Here is an 18,249-nt window from a genome sequence, read left to right as displayed (position 1 = left end):
ATCTGCATAATCGCTAGGCAATTAAATAGTAATCAATAATCACATTGGAACCACAGTTCGACAAGCAATAATTGTACCCAGAGACCCAATTATTCTCCTTCGGGATACTTTCTGAAAATGCTGTTCAGCTTCATTTGGATTACGCCTAAAAAGGCTTCGCGGAAAATGCGTGTCGACATTTTAGACACGCCTTCGGTGCGGTCGGTAAATATGATGGGGATCTCTACCACCTTAAAGCCATGTTTAATGGTGGTATATTTCATTTCAATCTGGAAGGCGTAACCTACAAATTTGATCTTATCCAGCCGGATAGTTTCGAGCACCTTGCGCTTGTAACACACAAAGCCTGCGGTAGCATCCTTAATGTTGATGCCGGTTATAAACCGCACGTATGCCGAGGCATAGTAGCTCATCAGTACCCGGTTCATGGGCCAGTTTACCACGTTAACGCCTTTAACGTAGCGTGAGCCTATGGCCATATCGGCACCCTCTACACAAGTCTCACGTAAGCGCAGCAAATCGTTCGGATTGTGCGAGAAATCGGCATCCATCTCAAATATGTAATCGTACTTGCGCTGTATGCTCCACTTAAAACCGTGTATATACGCCGTACCCAAACCCTGCTTGCCTTTGCGCTCCTCTATAAACAAACGCTCGGGGTACTCGGCCTGCAGACCTTTTACAATTGCGCCTGTACCATCGGGCGATCCGTCATCAACTATCAGTAAATGAAAGTCATGCGGAAGCGATAACACTTTGCGTATCATGCGCTCAATGTTTTCTTTTTCGTTATAAGTAGGTATGATAACTATGCTATCGGGCACGGGTGTAATAAAGTTTTAAGCCGCAAAAGTACGTATTTAAGCCCTTAAAAAACAAAAGCAGGAAAGCATGTACCTTCCTGCTTTTGTTAAAAGATGTTAAGTTTTTACAAGTTAGTCGTTTCTGCCGCAACTTGGTTCTCATCTTCGGCCACATAATTACGTTCTTTTAAGCGAGGGGAAACGAACAGGTAAACAAAAATGAATACAGAAATCAGACCCACAAAGAACCAGTAATAATTAGCCCCCTCAAACTGAGAGAAGAAGCCTTTATTTGATATACTATTGTTAACATAAGCTACAAAGATGTTCCCTATAGCTACTGTAAGTAACCAAATAGCAGACATCGTACTTTTCATTGATTTAGGGGATTGTGTATAAGCATATTCTAAGCCGGTAATCGAAACCAGTGTTTCACCAGCCGACAGTACCATATAAGCCAATATTTGCCACCAAACTGACGGATGTTCGCCAGCATCAACACGGGTTTGTATCAAAGCGATGATTACAAAAGACAAGCCTGTTAATATTAAACCTGCACTAAAGCGACGTAACGGCGTGGTTTTAAGCCCCATTCTATCTAAAAATGGGTAGATACCATAATTGAAAATAGGAATAAATGAAAGCAGGAAAACAGGGTTGGCAGTTTGAACCTGCTCAGGCAGTAACTGGTACCCAAACATGTGTAAATCAAGCTTGGTAGCCTGCAACACCCATTCCGATAAGCTTTGATCCCACATGGCCCAAAAGATAGGGACAAACGCAAATACAGCCATTACACGCCATACCGCTTTAATACCTTCTACTTTTTCATGGTCGAAACTGTCTTTAGCTACATCCAGTAATGCCTGCCCTTTTTGTTTTTTACCAATGTTAAATAGCGCATAAAGAGATATGAACAGGAAGTTGTTACGGTTGATGCCCGAGGGCGGGAGCTTGACATACTTTTTACGGCCCGAAAAGAAAATAATAGTGGCCAGGGCCATCAAAATACCAGGAACGCCAAAAGCCCATTTAGCACCATAATGCTCATAAATGTACGGTATAGCGATGGTTGAGAGTACAGAACCAGAGTTAATGGCAAAATAAAACCATCCATAAACTTTTGATAGTAAGCTCTGGTTGGTTTTGTCAAACTGATCGCCCACGTTAGCTGATACACATGACTTAATACCACCGGCGCCAACTGCAATCAATACAAGGCCGTAACGAAAGCCTTGCAAATCGGTATCAAATATAGCCAGCAACAAGTGGCCGAAGCAATATAATATCGAAACGTATAAGATTACTTTGTATTTGCCAAAGAACCAATCGGCCATTAAGGCGCCAACAAACGGCATGGCATAAGCCAATGCCACAAATATGTGGGTTATTTCGTTAGCTTTCGCCTCTGCCACAGTTTGCAATGCAGCGTTATGGGTGGGGTTGAAGAACTGTGCTACCAGGAAGGTGGCAAGTATAGAGCGCATGCCATAGAAGCTAAAACGCTCTGCGGCTTCATTGCCTATAATGTAGGGAATACTTTTTGGGTACTTCGGTTCGACAAGTTCTTTATCGATCGAAAGCGTATCTTGAACCATAGTTTCAATTAAAAAATTTTCTAAAAATAGTATTTATCCCCGAAACCGGAATTTTGTGTTGAAATCTTTACAAGTACAAACGCAAAATAATGGTGCACGCAAAACTTACCGCACTTAATTTTTTCGTAAAGGAACAGAATTGCGATCTCTAATAGCTTGCTTTTTGGGGTCTGCAATATCCACGTCTACCGGGGAGGGAATGTTACGCATGTCTAAATTGTCTACATAGGTCCACTTGCCATTTTGCAACTTATAACCGTCATAGGTAAGGTCGGGGCCGTATGTGTCCTGCTGGGTTTTAAACTTGTCATCTGGAGGGGCCAGGTGATCAAACACAATTAGATGCTGTTCAGGTACATGCCGAAGCAACATAGAGGCTTGGCGGCTGTACTCAAAAATAACACGGTTCCTGGTTTTCTTATTGCCGGCAAATACAGGTAAGCCAAAAGCCGGCTTGCCATTTTTAAATGATATAACCTCGATAACCTTTTTAGTAGATTTTACTGTATTTCCTTTCCAGCCCAATAACACGTAATAAGGTGTTACGGCATTAACCTGAATAATTTTATAGTACTCGGCACCATACCACTTATGATTGTCAGTTACAGAATCTTCTGGGTTTTTAAGTAGGTGAGAATAGTCCTCAAGTGGGTGTAGTTGTAATTTGCCACCTGTGTTTACCTGCAACGCACCGTAAAAGCGGTAACTGCCATCTTCGTTCATTACGAACCAGCTAAAAATGCGGAATTTGTTATCGGGCGCACGCAAAATGCTTATCATTTTGAGGGAATCAAAATTGAAAGCATAGGAGTTAGGTACCTGGAGTGCTCTTAAGAGCGTGCGGATAAATGTGTAATTAGCATTCTTGCGTTCCGGATCGCCCGGATTATTAACCATCTGGCTACCTAGCCTAATCAGGCTATCCTGTAACGGGCGCAGCTTATTGAGTTGGTCTGGCGAGTTGAAACGCTGTGCATGTGCGTTACCAAGCAGGCAAGTAGTAACTAAAGTAAACAGTAAGAAAAATTTTCTCATGCAAATGTATAACGTATAAGATTAGAATTGGTTATAGCTAAACCTTGGTTTTGAGCGTCGGTTAACCGCCTAATTTAACAAAATGAACTTACTGAATGTATATTGTAGCATTTAGACTATAATTGCAAGGATTAGTTTAGGCGCTAAAATCGCACTATATTTGATAAGTAACTCTTGAATGGCAAAGTTTAGTATTTCACGACAAAGGGCAGTAGTACGCAAGTATGCGGTTGGCGTAAAGTTTTTATTGATACTCCTGTGTGTATTCTTAATCATTTTAGCGCTTCCTAAGCAAACCAAATTCAGGTATGAATTCGAGAAAGGCCGTATCTGGAATCAGAAAGAGCTGATTGCCCCCTATAATTTTGCTATACTAAAAACGAGTGCCGAACTGGAAAAAGATCAGGAGGCCGCACTGCAGAATATTTCGCCCGTTTACCAGCTTAACGAGGATGTACAACGCCAGCAGGTGGAAGGTTTCGTTAACGATTTTAACCTGAAATGGGCTAGTGCTGGCCTGCCCGACAAAGTTAAGTCGCGCTACTTGGAAATGGGTAGAACGTTGCTTAATCATGTTTATGCTACCGGCTTAATAACCCTGGGTTTAAAAAACCAACCAGCCACCGATAACTATAATGTCACCGCAGTAAATAAAAACGTAGCTTCAGCTAAGAACACATCAGGCTTATTTACAAAAGAAAAGGCTGTGACCTATTTTGAGCAGGAGCTTACCCTTCATAACGTAGACAAGGCGTTTATGCTCGATCTGCTGCAAAACCGCCTTCAAAACAACCTCATTTATGATGATAAATTAACCAGTCGTTTAAAGCGCGATGCCCTGGATAATATTTCGACCACGCAAGGCATGGTACAAAAAGATGAAGTAATTATCACAAAGGGGTCTGTGATAAACGACGAAGTTTACCAAAAGCTTGTTTCCTACAAAAAATATTTTGAAGATAGCGCACGGGCAAATGGTAACCGTTGGCAAGTTTTCTTTGGTCAGTTTTTACTTGTATCGTTAACAATAACGCTGCTTATTATATTCCTAAGGCTGTTCCGTAAAGATATTTATCAGAACAACCGCCTGGTGGGTTTGATATTATTGGTAATCACAGCCATGCTGGCTACATTGTCGGGTGCTATTATGCTGCAAATACCAAATTTGTATTACATCCCTTACTGTATTGTGCCCATCATCATCCGGATACTGTTTGATACGCGGCTGGCGCTCAACATTCACCTGCTCGTTATACTAATTGCCGGCTTTTATGTACCTAACAGCTTTGAGTTCGCCTTTTATGAAATTACAGCGGGTATGGTATCTATCTACAGTATCAAAAACCTGTTGCGCAGGGGCCAGTTTTTAACTTCGGCACTCATTATTACTTTAAACTATTTTGCTGCCTTTGTAGGTATATCCTTCATTAGAGAGGGTGATATTTCCAGTATCGAGTGGCTGGAGTTCTTTCCGTTTGTAGTAAGCGTAATGCTTACATTATTAGCTTACCCGCTTATCTACGCCTTCGAGAAAGCATTTAGGATAACGTCTGATTTAACGCTTATTGAGCTCACCAATACGAATGCCGCTTTACTGCGTGAAATGGCTTTCAAAGCGCCCGGAACCTTTCAGCATTCCCTGCAGGTGGCTAACCTGGCCGAAAATGCTATTTACAGCATTGGCGGTAACGCGCTTCTGGTTAGGGCAGGGGCTTTATACCATGATATTGGTAAAATGGAGAACCCGCTGTATTTTATTGAGAACCAAACGGCAGGATTTAATCCTCATGATAAGCTATCATACGAAGAAAGCGCACAGATCATTATCAGGCATGTGCGCAAAGGAGTGGAAATGGCTGGTAGAGCCAACCTGCCTGATGATATCATTAACTTTATACGTACCCACCACGGTAATACAAGGGTTGATTACTTTTACCAGTCATTCCTGAAAAATTTTCCCGAAAAATTCATTGATGAGAACATTTTCCGTTACCCTGGACCCATACCTTTCTCTAAAGAGACGGGTGTTTTAATGCTGGCCGACTCTGTAGAAGCCGCTTCGCGCTCAATAAAAGAGCCAGATGCAAAATCCATAAGCGACCTGGTTGACCGCATTGTGAATTACAAACTAAATCAGAACCAGTTGAAAGACAGTGATATTACGTTGAAAGATTTGGAAACCATTAAAACTATATTTAAGCGCATGCTCATGAGTATTTACCACGTGCGAATAGATTATTAGAAATACCGTATTTTTTTTTTGACGGTTTACTTGAATTACTATATTTGCAATCCCAAACGGGGACGTATTATTGAAAATTGGTGAGGTGCCTGAGAGGCCGAAAGGATCAGTTTGCTAAACTGACGTACGGGAAACTGTACCGAGGGTTCGAATCCCTCCCTCACCGCTGAAAGACTTATAAAATTGTACAAAAGCCGCTAATTCGTAGAATTAGCGGCTTTTTTGTTTTCCCCGGTATGCTGAATTATGCATTATTTATCAGAAAAAATTAGCGTGATTCGTGGCGTGATTTCTATTGCAGAAATCACGCTGGAAAAGTGTTATAATGTACTGATAATAAGCATGTTCGACATTCGAACATCTTGATTTCTGTTTGCTGCATTTTTAAATTTGTTAACCATTTAATTGCAGTGTTATGTTAGACAAAAGTTTCGGTCTATTTTTCTTTCTCAAGCAGCCCCAGCATTACAAAGGGGGAGACATGTTCATTTACTTAAGAATTACCGTTAACGGTAAGAGCAAAGACCTATCCACAAAAAGGTTGTGGAACCCGGCGAGATGGGATGCCAGGAGCGGTAAAGCAACCGGAAGCAGGGAAGATGCAAAAGCGATAAACCTACTGCTGATGACGCTCGAATCAAAAGCACACGAGGCCCGGAGGTCTTTGATCGACGAAAATAAAGACATCTCCGTACAAAGTCTAAAGGACGTCATGATGGGTGTAGACAACCGTAGGATGATCCTGTCCATTTTTGAAAAGCACAATGAGCGTATCGGCGCTTTAGTTCCGCAGGAGTACTCTCCTGGAACACTTGATCTTTTTAAACGAACGCTTGATCATACCCGTTCTTTCATGCAATGGAAATATGGATTGAATGATATGGAGATTACGAGCCTTGACTATGAATTTATTAATGACTTCTCGTTCTGGTTGAAGACGGTGCGTAAGTGCCAGCATAATTCAGCGGTCAAGTACATGACTTATTTTAAAAAGATCGTCCTCCAGTGTGTGAAGTCTAAATGGTTGCCCGGAGATCCTTTTAGCGACTTCAAAATGACCAAGCGTGAGGTCGAACGCCCCCACTTAACAGAAGAAGAACTTTTAGCCATTTATCAAAAGCGATTTGTCAGCGACCGCCTTACCCAGGTCCGGGACATTTTTGTTTTCAGCTGTTACACGGGGCTTGCCTATGCAGATGTACAAAAGCTTAAAAAGACGGAGATTGTCACCGGTGTTGACAGCATGAAATGGATTGCTACTCACCGGCAGAAAACTGACACGCCGTCCAGGATACCCTTGATGCCGGTGCCGTTAGCCATTCTTGAAAAGTATGAAGATCATGCGTCATGCCGCGTGAAGGGAACGGTCCTGCCCATTTTGAGCAATCAAAAAATGAATGCCTACCTGAAAGAGATTGCTGACGTTTGTGGCATCGACAAATCGCTCTCCTTCCATATCGCCAGACATACATTTGCGACCACCGTTACGCTGAGTAACGGCGTACCAATTGAATCCGTTGCGAAAATGTTAGGCCATAAGAATCTAAGACAGACACAGCATTATGCGAAGGTCCTGGATAAAAAAGTAGGGGACGATATGCAAAAATTAAGAAGGCATTTATTGGCGGTGCAGGAAGATTCGAAATAGATGTAATACCATTCACCTATATGCCCATGATCACCAGGTATGATCGTGGGCATTATTTTGTATTTAAAATATTGCTTGACAGTTAAGTGCTTAGCTCTTATCTTTGTGAAACAATCGGATAATTATCCCTGTCCGGCACCTCTTCCATATTTCGCGGGTTCTGATTCGCGCTGTTATTTTCTCCAACTTTAACGACTCGAATATGGTGGCAATAGAAATTATTACCAAAGAGGATCTCATGGCCTTTAAGGCCGATCTGCTCAATGAAATCAAGCATTTATTAAACAATACCCAACTTTCCGATAAAAGGCAGTGGCTAAAAAGCAAGGAAGTGCGGGAGCTTCTAGGTATCTCCGCCAGTACGCTGCAAAACTTGCGGGTCAATGGTACAATGTCCTTCACCCGTATCGGCGGTACAGTCTTTTATAAATCGGAAGACATTATGAAGCTACTTAACGGAAAAAGGTAAAAGATTGGGTTCTTCAAACCACTTAACAACTTTTATGAAAAAAGCTGTTAGGGACGAACGAATAGTGCTAAGCCATATCTGTCTATTTTTAGCAATCTATCAAAGTTGGCTTAACAACGGTCAGCCTTGCCCTTATTCTGTATCCAGAAGAGTATTGATGACCCAAAGTAAAATCGCTTCAACATCAACGTACCATAAGTGCATGAATGAATTAAATAAGTTTGGGTATGTCAGATACGAACCTAGTTATCATCCCAAGGAAGCTAGTAAGATATATTTTATCTGATATCACAAGTGTTCTCCGTTTGATAAACTGATACCGGCAGTAAGTAATAAAGTTCCTTCTGTCGGTAGCAGTTTTCACTTGATCATGGTGAGATAAGCAGGACTAGAGTCAACCTGATAGAATGAGCTAGTCGTATGCTGTTAATACCGCATTTTACGCATTTAACACGAAAACCTACAATTTCCAATCACTTAGTCTGATAAAGCCCGGAAATTAATTCTTAATTAACTTTTAATTATGCAGGCCATGCTTTATTCGGGTGATCGCTTTTTCCGTAATCAAATAAAGTAAGGCTGATGAATTGCAAGGAATTGAAACAATTAACTACGGCAGATTACAATTACCTGTATCACTATGGACTTAAAAGGCTTAACGATCCGGCTTTGATCGAAGACTTGATACAGGATACTTTTTTGGTCGTGCTGGAACAGTATGACCGGTTCGAACAGCGCAGTTCCGAACTTACCTGGATGACCGCCATACTTAAGCATAAGATCTATAAAGTCTACAGGCTTCGGTCCAAGGAAAAGGTTATGGCTTCAGATAAGCAACTTAAGCTAATCGGCTACGATTCTGAGATGACGGCCGATAATGATCCCTATGACGACGTTGACCCTATTATGATGAAGGAGTTTTACCGGTGTTTAGGCGACTACCTGTCGACGCAACCTGACACCTGGCAACAAGTCTATCAAATGAGGTTTGTACTAGGATGGAAAGCGGCCGATATCTGCCATAAACTTTCTCTCACCTCGGGTAACTACTGGGTAATCTGTCATCGTTTGAAGTTAGCGCTGAAGCAATGGTATGTCAAAAATTGGCAGTAGGCCCTTTTTCTAAGCGGGTTTGAATTAGTTCTTTTAACGTAGTAATCTAGAGTCGCTCGGTTCGGCAGAGGATGGGCGTTTCCTTAACGGTGAGTGAATGTCATTAAATAATTAATGCGAAACTCAAATAAGTCTTCTTTGGTGATTATCTCTGTTGCTTTCTTTTTATATGTTTTACTACAAAGGTTACTCATTGAGACCAGTACAATTCGGTAGCGTTTCTGTAGTACGGAATGATTTATTTTAAGACACTTAGCACTATGGTAAGCAAATTACACATTCTCTTTTTCCTGTATCGTTCCAAGGCAAACTGCAAAGACACTATGCCGGTTTATTGCCGCTTAACGCTGAATGGCCAGCGTAAACAGTTCTCATCCGGCTGCTATCTCAAAGAGATCGATTGGGACGTTAAAGGTGCAGTACAAAAAGGCGCCAGTATTGAGGCGAAGCATTGCAACAATCGGCTCAAGACCATTCGAAACAAACTGATGCAAGCATACGATGCGCTTTTGAAGTCTCATGATGACTTCAATGCCAGCGATCTCTACGATCAGTATTTAGGCAATAAAAAAAACGAGCGAACTTTACTTGGCATATTCGATTTTCATATTGCGCAGATCAAAACATTGGTCAACAAAGATTATTCTATTGCGACCCTTAATAAGTTTACGCTCATCAGGTCCCACGTGTGCGCGTTTATAAAAGAACACCATCGTTTGCCCGATTACCCCTTACCGTCGCTTAATCTCGGCTTTCTTCTGGATTTTGAACACTTCTTAAAGGTAGATAAACGTCAAAATCAGAATACAGTTAACAAAACGATCGAAAGGGTCAAAAAGGTCGTTCACATAGCCGTTGCGCATGGTTGGCTAAAACTTGACCCATTTGCACTGTATCGTAAAAAAAGATTCGTTAAAGAGGTGGTGTTCCTGAATAGCGAGGAGTTGGAACTGCTTGAAAAGCATCCGCTGTCAGCAACATTAAATAAGGTCAGGGATCTCTTCATCTTTTCATGTTATACCGGACTCGCGTATCATGAACTGTCGGGACTCAGAAGCGATCATTTAAAAAAGGACAAGAAAGGTTGGTTGTGGATCGAAATGATCCGGCAAAAAACGAAGCGGCCTATTGCTGTTCCATTACTGCCGAAGGCATTGAGCATCGTGAAGTGCTACGGTTACCCCAATAACGAAGGCTTCCTGTTTCCCTCCATCTCCAATCAAAAGTTGAATGTTTATTTAAAAGAGCTTGCTTCCCAGGCAGGTATAAACAAGCATCTCACTCATCATATTGCAAGAAAAACATTTGCTTCTACTGTCCTCCTCAACAATGAGATTCCGATGGATGTTGCCTCCTTCTTACTTGGTCACAGTAAAATGTCTACCACTGAGGATTTTTACGCAAAAGTCCAAAGGGAGCGGGTAGTGTTTCATCTGAATAAACTTGCCTAAAATAAGTAAGTATTAAGCCGGCGTTTTATGCCTTTTGATGAAATTGCGCTATAACTCATAGCTAATTGTCCATATTTCATGGACGTTGCGATACGCAATTGCATCATAAGAAGTTAAGGGCATTAATAAAAATGAAAACTAAAGAGTTGCAAAATCGGACATTGATCTTTTTTACTTTCTGTCGTAGTGGACATTGTAGGTATTTACAATCAAGATCAGGTAGCATAACACTGAAGTTTAATTAAGAACGCATCTCCTCATTATCTGATCACTCATTGTTATTCATAATAAAATGGGTTAGGGGGCGTAACGGCCTTTCAGGATTTACGGGATTCGCTGCACTATCAGTGTAGTAATCATATTTCCCGTTTGTTTTTACGCAGAAGACTTTTCCGATGGAGTTTGCGGTAAGTGTGTCTTCTTTCAGGATTTTTTTAAAGCCTCTCAGAACTGGTGTGTCTAATGGCACTACAGAAAAACGACCGTCCTCGGATTTGTGATTACATTCGACTTGCTGATATTTTTCGCCCGTCCAGATCATGCATCCCTTATCTCCTGCACTATCCTTACTAACAAAATATAAAGCAGTTAAAAGAAATAACAATAGTACAATCACATAAGTCCATTTTATTTTGAATGTATGCTTCGTTGAGAATAGAAAGTTTACTGCCTTATCGCCAGCCTGTTCTTTGTCGCCACGAACAGTAGGTGGTTTGGTCGTTTTTGTTTCCGGTTCGTTTATTATTATGCGTCCAGGATCATTAACAGGTACCGCCTCTATCTTTAAATTCTCATGAAAGGGCCGGGGTTCAAAATCGATCATCCAGGCCAGCAGACTGATGTTGATAAATGACGTTCCTCTTGAACGGTCCCTAAGAAAATTATTTAGTGTCCGGAAACTTTCGGCATCGGCATTCTGAACAGCGATCAAATAAGCTGCAGGGTTGTCTCTTTTACCAAAAAACGATCTGAGTAGCGGCTCATCTTTTGATTTATAACGCTCGGTACAAACCTTCACACTATAATCTCGCAGACTTTTACGTGTCGGCGCGATTAGCTCTGGAGGTAAGATCCCGGCTGCTTGCTTCTTTTCAAAATCATTTATTACAAGTTCTCTGTACTCTCTTTCATACATCTCAAAAAATTTAAGGATAAATCTAAGTCTTTTTTTGGACTCTACCGGAAGAACCGGAATTCCGCATGGAATTACCGGAAATACCGGAATTGGCTGGTGTTACCCGGTCCAGGCCGCTCTACATTTGCTTCAGAAATCGATTCGAACGGTTTCTGATGAGCAAAGGTTGCGGCGGTTTTAGCCGGCTTGGGAAGCAGTTATTAACTGCCGCTACCAATGCTCTCACTTCCCAAAAATGTAAGAGGCGCCTCTTATGCGGTTGGCAGCAAACCCTGGAGATAGTCTTCAGAGTCTCCTGCCGGATTTATTAACTCTTTAAATTTTAAAAAATGATTGAGCTTTTTTTAGCGCTCTTCCTGGCATGCTCATGCCCGACGCATAACTGTCCGATACACCAGCATGGTGGAGGACCCGTAGTAACTACTAATTCTGGTGACACTGATCCGGGTGACGGTTCCGGTGGTGATACTGAACATATTCCGCCCGGCCCTCCAAAAACGGCTAACCCTTAAGATAAGCGGGGCAGGTCATTTCCTGCCCCGCTTTTTTTTGCCCGAGTTTTTTAACTTTACTCAAAAAAACCGTGCCATACCGCTTATCAATTCTATTTTTACTTATTGCCTGTCTGTGTGCTTGCCGTCGTCAGCAGAAAATCCCATCCAGTATGAGTCAGGCCTCAACCGATTATGAAAGGGCCACCTCTTTTCTCGACAAACAAATTGATTCTGCTTTTTTTTACTTCAATAGAGCGGTGATTAGCTCAAAGGACAGCCTTCAAATTGCGATGGCGTACAACCAGATGGCAGTGATTCAATCAGACGCCAGTGATTACTTCGGCGCCCAAGAAAGTTTGTCCACTTCATTGCGATTTTTAAATGAACGCCGTGAGGATCATCATCAGTGCTTAGCCTCAGATTACAATGAGCTGGGTGTAGCGGGCATTAACCTCAAAGCTTACCGGTCCGCCCTGGAATACTTTGACCAGGCGCTTCGTTTCTCGAAAGATGAGAAGTTTCGGCTGGCTATCTTCAACAACAAAGCATTCACCTATCAGGAAATGAAAGCCTATCCCCAAGCGCTGAAAATATATACAGAGATATTGCCCAAGACCGTTCGGAAAAAAACTTATGCCCGTATCCTGAACAATATGGCGACGGCTAAAGCACTTTATCGCCCCGGTTATAATGCTGCCCCGGAGTTGTTAAAGGCGTTGGAGATTCGACGACAGGAAAATGATCTTTGGGGCCAGAACTCAAGTTTTACTCACCTGGCAGATTTTTATGCAGCCAGCCGCCCGGATTCTGCCTTGTTTTATGCAAACGCAATGTACTCAATCGCACGGCAGATCAGCAGTCCCGATGATGAACTGGAAGCGTTAGGACATTTGATCAAACTGACGCCCACAAATCTAGCTAAGAAATATTTTGTACGTTTCCAGCGACTGAATGACAGCCTTGTTGACGCGAGGAATTCATCAAGGCAACAATTCGCCCTGATCCGGTATCACGCCGAGCAAAGTAAAGCGGAGAACCTGCAACTTCAGAAAGAAAATGCGGAGAAGAAATATCAGGTAGCGGTCAGAAACCTATTGTTATTTGTAATTGTGGTGGTCATTATAGCAGTAGCGATCATTATGATCGTATGGCTTCGAAAACGAAAGATTCGGGAGGAAAGGGAAAAGCAGGAAGCCATTCTTGAAACTCGACGTAAAACCTCGAAAAAAGTTCATGATTCGTTATCCAATGATATTTATCTGTTGATGAAAAGGATTAAGCATGATTCAGTGCTTGACAGGCAGTGGCTGCTTGTGCATTCAGAGGATGTATATAAACGATCACGCGATATTTCTTATGAGATACTGAGCGATAATGATGAATTTTTTCATGAAAGGATCGGTGAGCTTTTGAAATCATTTGGTACTGAAAACACCAAAGTTTCTCTGGTGGGGAATGATGAGGCGTTATGGCACAAGGTCGGTGGAGACGTGCGATCAGAATTAAAGCTGATTTTAAAGGAGTTTATGGTCAACATGCAGAAGCACAGTAAAGCCGCTAATGTGGTTGTCAAGTTTGAGACCAAGGGAAACAATTGTTCGATCACTTACATTGACGATGGTGTCGGTATTCCGGAGAATACTATTTACCAAAATGGCCTGACATATACGGGAACCCGTATAAAAACCATTTGCGGCCATATTAATTTTGGCACTAACGATGGGAGGGGTCTCAGGATCGAGATCAACTTTCCCTTTGCCTAAACAGATCATTTATGTTTGAACGTGTTTTAATCGCCGAAGATCACCATAGCGTTAACAGCTGGGTTCAGCAAACCTTAACAACACTTGGCGCTATTTATGTCCGTCAGGCGCATTATTGCGACGATGCTTTTAAATTACTACAGATCGCAAAAGCGGATGGTGCTTCATACGACCTGTTGATTACAGATCTTTCTTTCCGGGAAGACCGTCCGGGTCAAAAACTGAAGAGTGGCGTCGACCTGATCGCCGCTGTAAGAAAACTTCAGCCTGAGATAAAGATACTGGTATTTTCAGCTGAAAATCAGCCGACGGTCGCCACTGGGCTGTATGACCGTTTGGGAATCAATGGGTATGTTCCAAAAGGTCCCCGTGATGAGGAGGACATGAAAAGGGCTATAAAACAAATAGCTGACCATAAAATATTTATTCCACTAGAATTTCAACAAGCCGTCCGTGCAAAGAATGCGCACGACTTTACGAAGTATGACCTTATTATTATCTCAGAACTGGCACAGGGAACCTATCAAAAGAACATTCCTTATGTTCTGGAACAACAAGGTTTCAAGGCTTCCAGTTTAAGTAGCGTAGAAAAGCGGCTAGGGCAGATCCGTGATGCTTTAGGTTTCACCAAAAATGAACAACTGATCGCTTATTGCAAAGATCATTGGATCATTTAATCATTTTCTTTCTCTTTACGGTTTCCCATAAGATCAGTGTTATGTCGGCGGGTAACTTTGACTTAAATATATATTTAATTAAGTCATATGAAGTATTATTCAAACAGGCACGCTCAGTCCAATGGCGACCATGAGGTGCACAATGAAAATTGCTACAAGCTGCCACTGGAATCTAACCGGAAACCCCTCGGCGACTTTTCCAATTGTAGAGATGCAGTGAATGAAGCAAAAAAGACCGACTCGTCGGCTGACGGTTGCAAGATCTGCTCACCAAGCTGTCATACCCGATAGTGTAGCGATGTGTTCAGCAGTAGGGGAATGTTTTTTACTTTAGGTGCCATCTTTAATCAACTCACTTTAATCATATCATTTAAAATGAAAGCGCTCTTACTGCTAACCTTTTTCATTAGCACCACTTACTTAGACGACAGAACCACTGTTTACATCTGCGACAGCCCAGGCGCCAAAAAATATCACTTGCGGAAAGATTGTAAGGGCCTTCGTAATTGTCAGCACCGCACGATCAGTATGACCCTCCAGCAGGCAAAGCGCAAAGGGCGGACGCTTTGTTCACTTGACAAATAACTCAAAGTATACAATTTCCTTTCTAATAGCATTATACTACTGTTGATGGCCCCATCGATAGTAACTGTCTCCATGTGCCTACCCGCAGCTCCTTCATTTACGGGAACCCGTAAGACCGGCCGCTCGCTGCCTCTTAAATTTGAACTAATAAAAAACGATACATTTTTAGATCATAATACATCCAATCAGCTATTAACTAACCTTCAACCTTATCACAAAAATGGAACTGATCAATCAGCAGGTCATAAATGACAACAAGGATATTTACGCGAAGATCCAGAAAGAGCTTTTATCAGCCGGGACTGAAATTCTTATTGCCACCGCCTGGTTCACTGATGACGAGCTTTATCAAATTGTAGCTGCCAAGGTAAAAGAAGGAGTGCGTGTAGAGGTCATCATTGCAGATAACCAGGAAAATGAGAGATTGGATTTCGATTCGCTGGTAGCTGCAGGCGCTGCTGTTTTCAAGATCAGGAACAGCGGTTATGGAATCATGAATCAAAAATTTTGCGTGATCGATAGACGGATCGCATTACACGGATCTTATAACTGGAGTGTCAATGCCAAGAAGAACAACCAGGAAAGTATAATTAGCACAAACCATCAGGAAACAATCAATTCTTTAATTGAAAATTTCAATGCTATTAAAACAAAGATCCAGGAACAACCTGGAGAAGCAGGAAACGGGACTGTGACAAATATTCCTAAAACGGAAAAACCGAAAAGTTTCCCAACTCAGGTTTCTGCAAACGCGGGCACAGAATTCGAAAAAGTCCTGGACTCGATGATTGCTGCTGAAGTCGGAAGTTTTGACCGGAAGTTTCTCCGGGAACAAGGGTTTGATCGGGCAAAAGCTAATAGTGGTGACCACCAAGTCCTGCATAAGGCTTTTGACACTGTTTACTCTGTTTTCATTAATAACATTGATGTTATCGACGACAAAAAAAGACGCTTACAGACGAAGATCGAGGAACACCGGGTAAAAACGCGGGATGTGCTCACCAAAGCTTGTGAATTGGAGATTGAATATCGGGAGCGAGATGCTTCCTTAAATAAAGCGAACATCGAATCCCGTCAATCTAATCTGGAAACGCAGATCGCCACCAGTTCTAAAGATATTGACGAAATCAGAGACAACAAGGTTCCGATGATCGAAAATCAGAACCGGGAGCTTGATCAGAAAATCAAAAAAGCGGAACTCGAATTTATTACGCCCAAGATAAAGTGGTTCGAGCTGATACCGACTTGTATTTTCAATGCGGCGTTGTTGTGTTATCTGTTTGTCTTCTATTCCTCGGCGGCATATATCCTCCTTTTCAGTGTGGCGGATGCTAAAGAGGCTGAGGCTCAAAACATGCCAATTGCTGAAGCGCAGATATTCAATGCGCATGCGATCAGCAAGGCTGCTGAAAAGGGTTGGGTTGCCGTCCTTTTCATTTGCTTGTTCGTCTTTATTCCATTGTCATTTGCGATGGCTGACAGGTTCATTAAAAATAAGTTGACCACTATTGCACTTTTTTGGTTCGGCATCATCTTTCTGGATGGTGCTGTCGCCTATAAAGTCACTGAATCCATATATGAGGTCAATTATGCACGAGGAAACTTTAACCTTCCCTGGAAAACAAGCATGGCCTTTACAGACACCAACTTCTATCTCGTGTTTGTCTTCGGTGCGCTGGGCTTGCTGATGTTCAAGTTCGCTTTAAAAAAACTGATGCAACTTTTCGAGGATCGGAATCCTGACATACTTGCTGAACGTAACCAGCTATTCATCAAGCAACTGATTATGGAAATGGGTAGCAATGCAGAAAAGATCACTATCCTGAAAGACGAAATGTGCGTGCTGGAGAAGGTGGTAATCGAACGCGAAGCGGAAGTTAAGCAGATCCAGCACGAATTGAGCAATCTGCCGGTTACGCTGAATCATGAATTGCAAAAAAAGCGTAGTCAACTTATCTCGGATTTGGAAACAATCGATAAGATCGCATCGATCTATTCAATTCATATAGAGTCAGATAATTTGCCGATCTCCGTAGACGCATTAAAAGACAGGATTAATGTCTTTCTTGAAGGTTGGAACGACTATCTGTACCATGAATATGCTATTCCAAAGGCAACATTGAAAACGGCACAAGCGGCTGAAATCGCATTGGTTTGGCAAAATGAAAAGTTACAAATCAACAAAATTGATAAACGCGTCAAGTTCCATACTCATGAATAACTTTTTAATTATCGGAGTGCTGGCCATGTTAGGAAATGTCCTTACTGCTAATGAAAGGTCTCCCACTCCAACAGCTATTACCAAAAAATATGTGATCACACATTACAATCTGACATTTGCGGCGGACCTTTCCAACAGGGTGAACCCAAGCCTTTACAGGCGGCCATTGAATGATGTTGATCTTCTGAAAACTGTTGCCGGAAATTTGTACCCCTCAATCTTGCGCTCTCACCGATCCGAAAATCAGAAGGATAAGTTAAGGATCGATTTTATTAATAAAGGGCTTATCAATCAGTACCGGGTTAACATGGATAAGTTAAGGATCGATTTCGGTGTATTCCCCAATCAACATGGGCGTATCGATTATATCATGGACAGAAACCATGTTAAACAAACCTTGAAAAAAGACATTGCAAGCATGGTCAGTGAATTTAACAGGATCAATACACTGGCTGCGCGTGAGAATTTCGGCGCAGATATTTGGACTTATTTAAATGAAGGGCTGATCAGTGCTACTGTCCTACCTAATGAAAAACCCATCGTTGATGAAGGCAATACCTACGTGAATGCCTATCGAAATGTGCTGATCTTGACGACAGACGGTTACATCGAAGCAGGTATTTATAACAAAGGGTTCGATCTTAGCAAGATGACCATTAATCGGTTCCGCGATGCTTTCCTTGCCTCTGGAGAAAATGATATGCAATCATTCTTTCGGAAAAATAAGCAGTTCCGAATTAAGCCGGTTCAGAATGAAAAATTAAAAAATTTGGAGATTTTGGTGATGGAACTCTACGACCGATCACGGTCGAAGGTCGGTGCTGCAACTATTCATCCTACCGATATGGAAATCATCAAATTGTTCTGGACGGATTGGTTGCGTGAATCCAAAGTAGCCCGCTTTGAGCTTCGTCCTTTTGCCAATTCTAAGGAAGAAGCTGAAAAGATAATCCTGGACTTTCTCAATGTGGAGAAAAAGAGCGATCTGTGAATATTCTTATCACCAATACCTAGA

At 42.0% G+C, this 18,249-nt stretch carries 13 protein-coding genes and 1 tRNA gene; 10 read left to right on the top strand and 4 right to left on the bottom strand.

Going from position 1 to position 18,249, the window contains the following annotated elements; genetic code table 11:
• Positions 1-89 precede the first annotated feature (89 nt).
• The 3 genes from ABDD94_RS15510 to ABDD94_RS15500 all read right to left on the bottom strand — a co-directional run bounded on the left by ABDD94_RS15510 (position 90) and on the right by ABDD94_RS15500 (position 3,436).
• On the bottom strand, positions 90-824 hold the full coding sequence (locus tag ABDD94_RS15510) for a polyprenol monophosphomannose synthase (protein WP_345951189.1): 735 nt from the start codon (positions 822-824) through the stop codon (positions 90-92).
• A gap of 104 nt (positions 825-928) precedes the next feature.
• Positions 929-2,401 (bottom strand): POT family MFS transporter, encoded by a 1,473-nt coding sequence (locus ABDD94_RS15505; protein WP_345953034.1) that lies wholly within the window; start codon positions 2,399-2,401, stop codon positions 929-931.
• A 114-nt stretch (positions 2,402-2,515) separates the two neighbouring features.
• Entirely contained in the window at positions 2,516-3,436 is a 921-nt protein-coding gene (locus ABDD94_RS15500; RefSeq protein WP_345953033.1) for a hypothetical protein, read from the bottom strand.
• A gap of 178 nt (positions 3,437-3,614) precedes the next feature.
• Here ABDD94_RS15500 and ABDD94_RS15495 point away from each other — a divergent pair, with 178 nt between their 5' ends.
• From ABDD94_RS15495 to ABDD94_RS15470, 6 genes are all read left to right on the top strand, one after another.
• Entirely contained in the window at positions 3,615-5,678 is a 2,064-nt protein-coding gene (locus ABDD94_RS15495; protein ID WP_345953032.1) for an HDIG domain-containing metalloprotein, read from the top strand.
• Between the two features lie 79 nt (positions 5,679-5,757).
• A tRNA-Ser gene (locus tag ABDD94_RS15490) sits at positions 5,758-5,844 on the top strand.
• A 249-nt stretch (positions 5,845-6,093) separates the two neighbouring features.
• On the top strand, positions 6,094-7,326 hold the full coding sequence (locus ABDD94_RS15485; RefSeq protein WP_345953031.1) for a site-specific integrase: 1,233 nt from the start codon (positions 6,094-6,096) through the stop codon (positions 7,324-7,326).
• 202 nt (positions 7,327-7,528) lie between these two features.
• Positions 7,529-7,795, top strand: a complete 267-nt coding sequence (locus ABDD94_RS15480; RefSeq protein ID WP_345953029.1) for a helix-turn-helix domain-containing protein — start codon at positions 7,529-7,531, stop codon at positions 7,793-7,795.
• Positions 7,796-8,377: 582 nt separating this feature from the next.
• Entirely contained in the window at positions 8,378-8,908 is a 531-nt protein-coding gene (locus tag ABDD94_RS15475; protein ID WP_345953028.1) for a sigma-70 family RNA polymerase sigma factor, read from the top strand.
• Positions 8,909-9,168: 260 nt separating this feature from the next.
• Positions 9,169-10,359 (top strand): site-specific integrase, encoded by a 1,191-nt coding sequence (locus ABDD94_RS15470; RefSeq protein ID WP_345953027.1) that lies wholly within the window; start codon positions 9,169-9,171, stop codon positions 10,357-10,359.
• A gap of 268 nt (positions 10,360-10,627) precedes the next feature.
• Here the strand turns inward: ABDD94_RS15470 and ABDD94_RS15465 are convergent, their stop codons facing one another.
• Positions 10,628-11,494 (bottom strand): hypothetical protein, encoded by an 867-nt coding sequence (locus ABDD94_RS15465; RefSeq protein WP_345953026.1) that lies wholly within the window; start codon positions 11,492-11,494, stop codon positions 10,628-10,630.
• 664 nt (positions 11,495-12,158) lie between these two features.
• Here ABDD94_RS15465 and ABDD94_RS15460 point away from each other — a divergent pair.
• The 4 genes from ABDD94_RS15460 (at position 12,159) to ABDD94_RS15445 (ending at position 18,225) form a co-directional block, all read left to right on the top strand.
• Positions 12,159-13,751: an ATP-binding protein gene (locus tag ABDD94_RS15460; protein WP_345953025.1), complete on the top strand. Its 1,593-nt coding sequence runs from the start codon at positions 12,159-12,161 to the stop codon at positions 13,749-13,751.
• Between the two features lie 11 nt (positions 13,752-13,762).
• The gene (locus tag ABDD94_RS15455; RefSeq protein ID WP_345953024.1) at positions 13,763-14,428 is read left to right on the top strand and encodes a response regulator; all 666 of its coding nucleotides are present in this window, start codon (positions 13,763-13,765) and stop codon (positions 14,426-14,428) included.
• Between the two features lie 805 nt (positions 14,429-15,233).
• Entirely contained in the window at positions 15,234-17,234 is a 2,001-nt protein-coding gene (locus tag ABDD94_RS15450) for a phospholipase D-like domain-containing protein (protein ID WP_345953023.1), read from the top strand.
• Positions 17,227-18,225: a hypothetical protein gene (locus ABDD94_RS15445; protein ID WP_345953022.1), complete on the top strand. Its 999-nt coding sequence runs from the start codon at positions 17,227-17,229 to the stop codon at positions 18,223-18,225. The genes ABDD94_RS15450 and ABDD94_RS15445 overlap by 8 nt, the downstream gene beginning before the upstream one ends.
• Positions 18,226-18,249: the final 24 nt, after the last annotated feature.

Origin of the sequence: Mucilaginibacter sp. PAMB04168 (genome assembly GCF_039634365.2) — a bacterium.
Taxonomy (GTDB): Bacteria; Bacteroidota; Bacteroidia; order Sphingobacteriales; family Sphingobacteriaceae; genus Mucilaginibacter.
This window is presented reverse-complemented; position numbering and strand designations above follow the sequence as displayed.

Coding starts and splice junctions, on each gene's coding strand:
- ABDD94_RS15505 (WP_345953034.1), bottom strand. CDS start 2,401: ATGGTTCAAGATACGCTTTCGATCGATAAAGAACTTGTCGAACCGAAG.
- ABDD94_RS15500 (WP_345953033.1), bottom strand. CDS start 3,436: ATGAGAAAATTTTTCTTACTGTTTACTTTAGTTACTACTTGCCTGCTT.
- ABDD94_RS15495 (WP_345953032.1), top strand. CDS start 3,615: ATGGCAAAGTTTAGTATTTCACGACAAAGGGCAGTAGTACGCAAGTAT.
- ABDD94_RS15485 (WP_345953031.1), top strand. CDS start 6,094: ATGTTAGACAAAAGTTTCGGTCTATTTTTCTTTCTCAAGCAGCCCCAG.
- ABDD94_RS15480 (WP_345953029.1), top strand. CDS start 7,529: ATGGTGGCAATAGAAATTATTACCAAAGAGGATCTCATGGCCTTTAAG.
- ABDD94_RS15475 (WP_345953028.1), top strand. CDS start 8,378: ATGAATTGCAAGGAATTGAAACAATTAACTACGGCAGATTACAATTAC.
- ABDD94_RS15470 (WP_345953027.1), top strand. CDS start 9,169: ATGGTAAGCAAATTACACATTCTCTTTTTCCTGTATCGTTCCAAGGCA.
- ABDD94_RS15465 (WP_345953026.1), bottom strand. CDS start 11,494: ATGTATGAAAGAGAGTACAGAGAACTTGTAATAAATGATTTTGAAAAG.
- ABDD94_RS15460 (WP_345953025.1), top strand. CDS start 12,159: ATGAGTCAGGCCTCAACCGATTATGAAAGGGCCACCTCTTTTCTCGAC.
- ABDD94_RS15455 (WP_345953024.1), top strand. CDS start 13,763: ATGTTTGAACGTGTTTTAATCGCCGAAGATCACCATAGCGTTAACAGC.
- ABDD94_RS15450 (WP_345953023.1), top strand. CDS start 15,234: ATGGAACTGATCAATCAGCAGGTCATAAATGACAACAAGGATATTTAC.
- ABDD94_RS15445 (WP_345953022.1), top strand. CDS start 17,227: ATGAATAACTTTTTAATTATCGGAGTGCTGGCCATGTTAGGAAATGTC.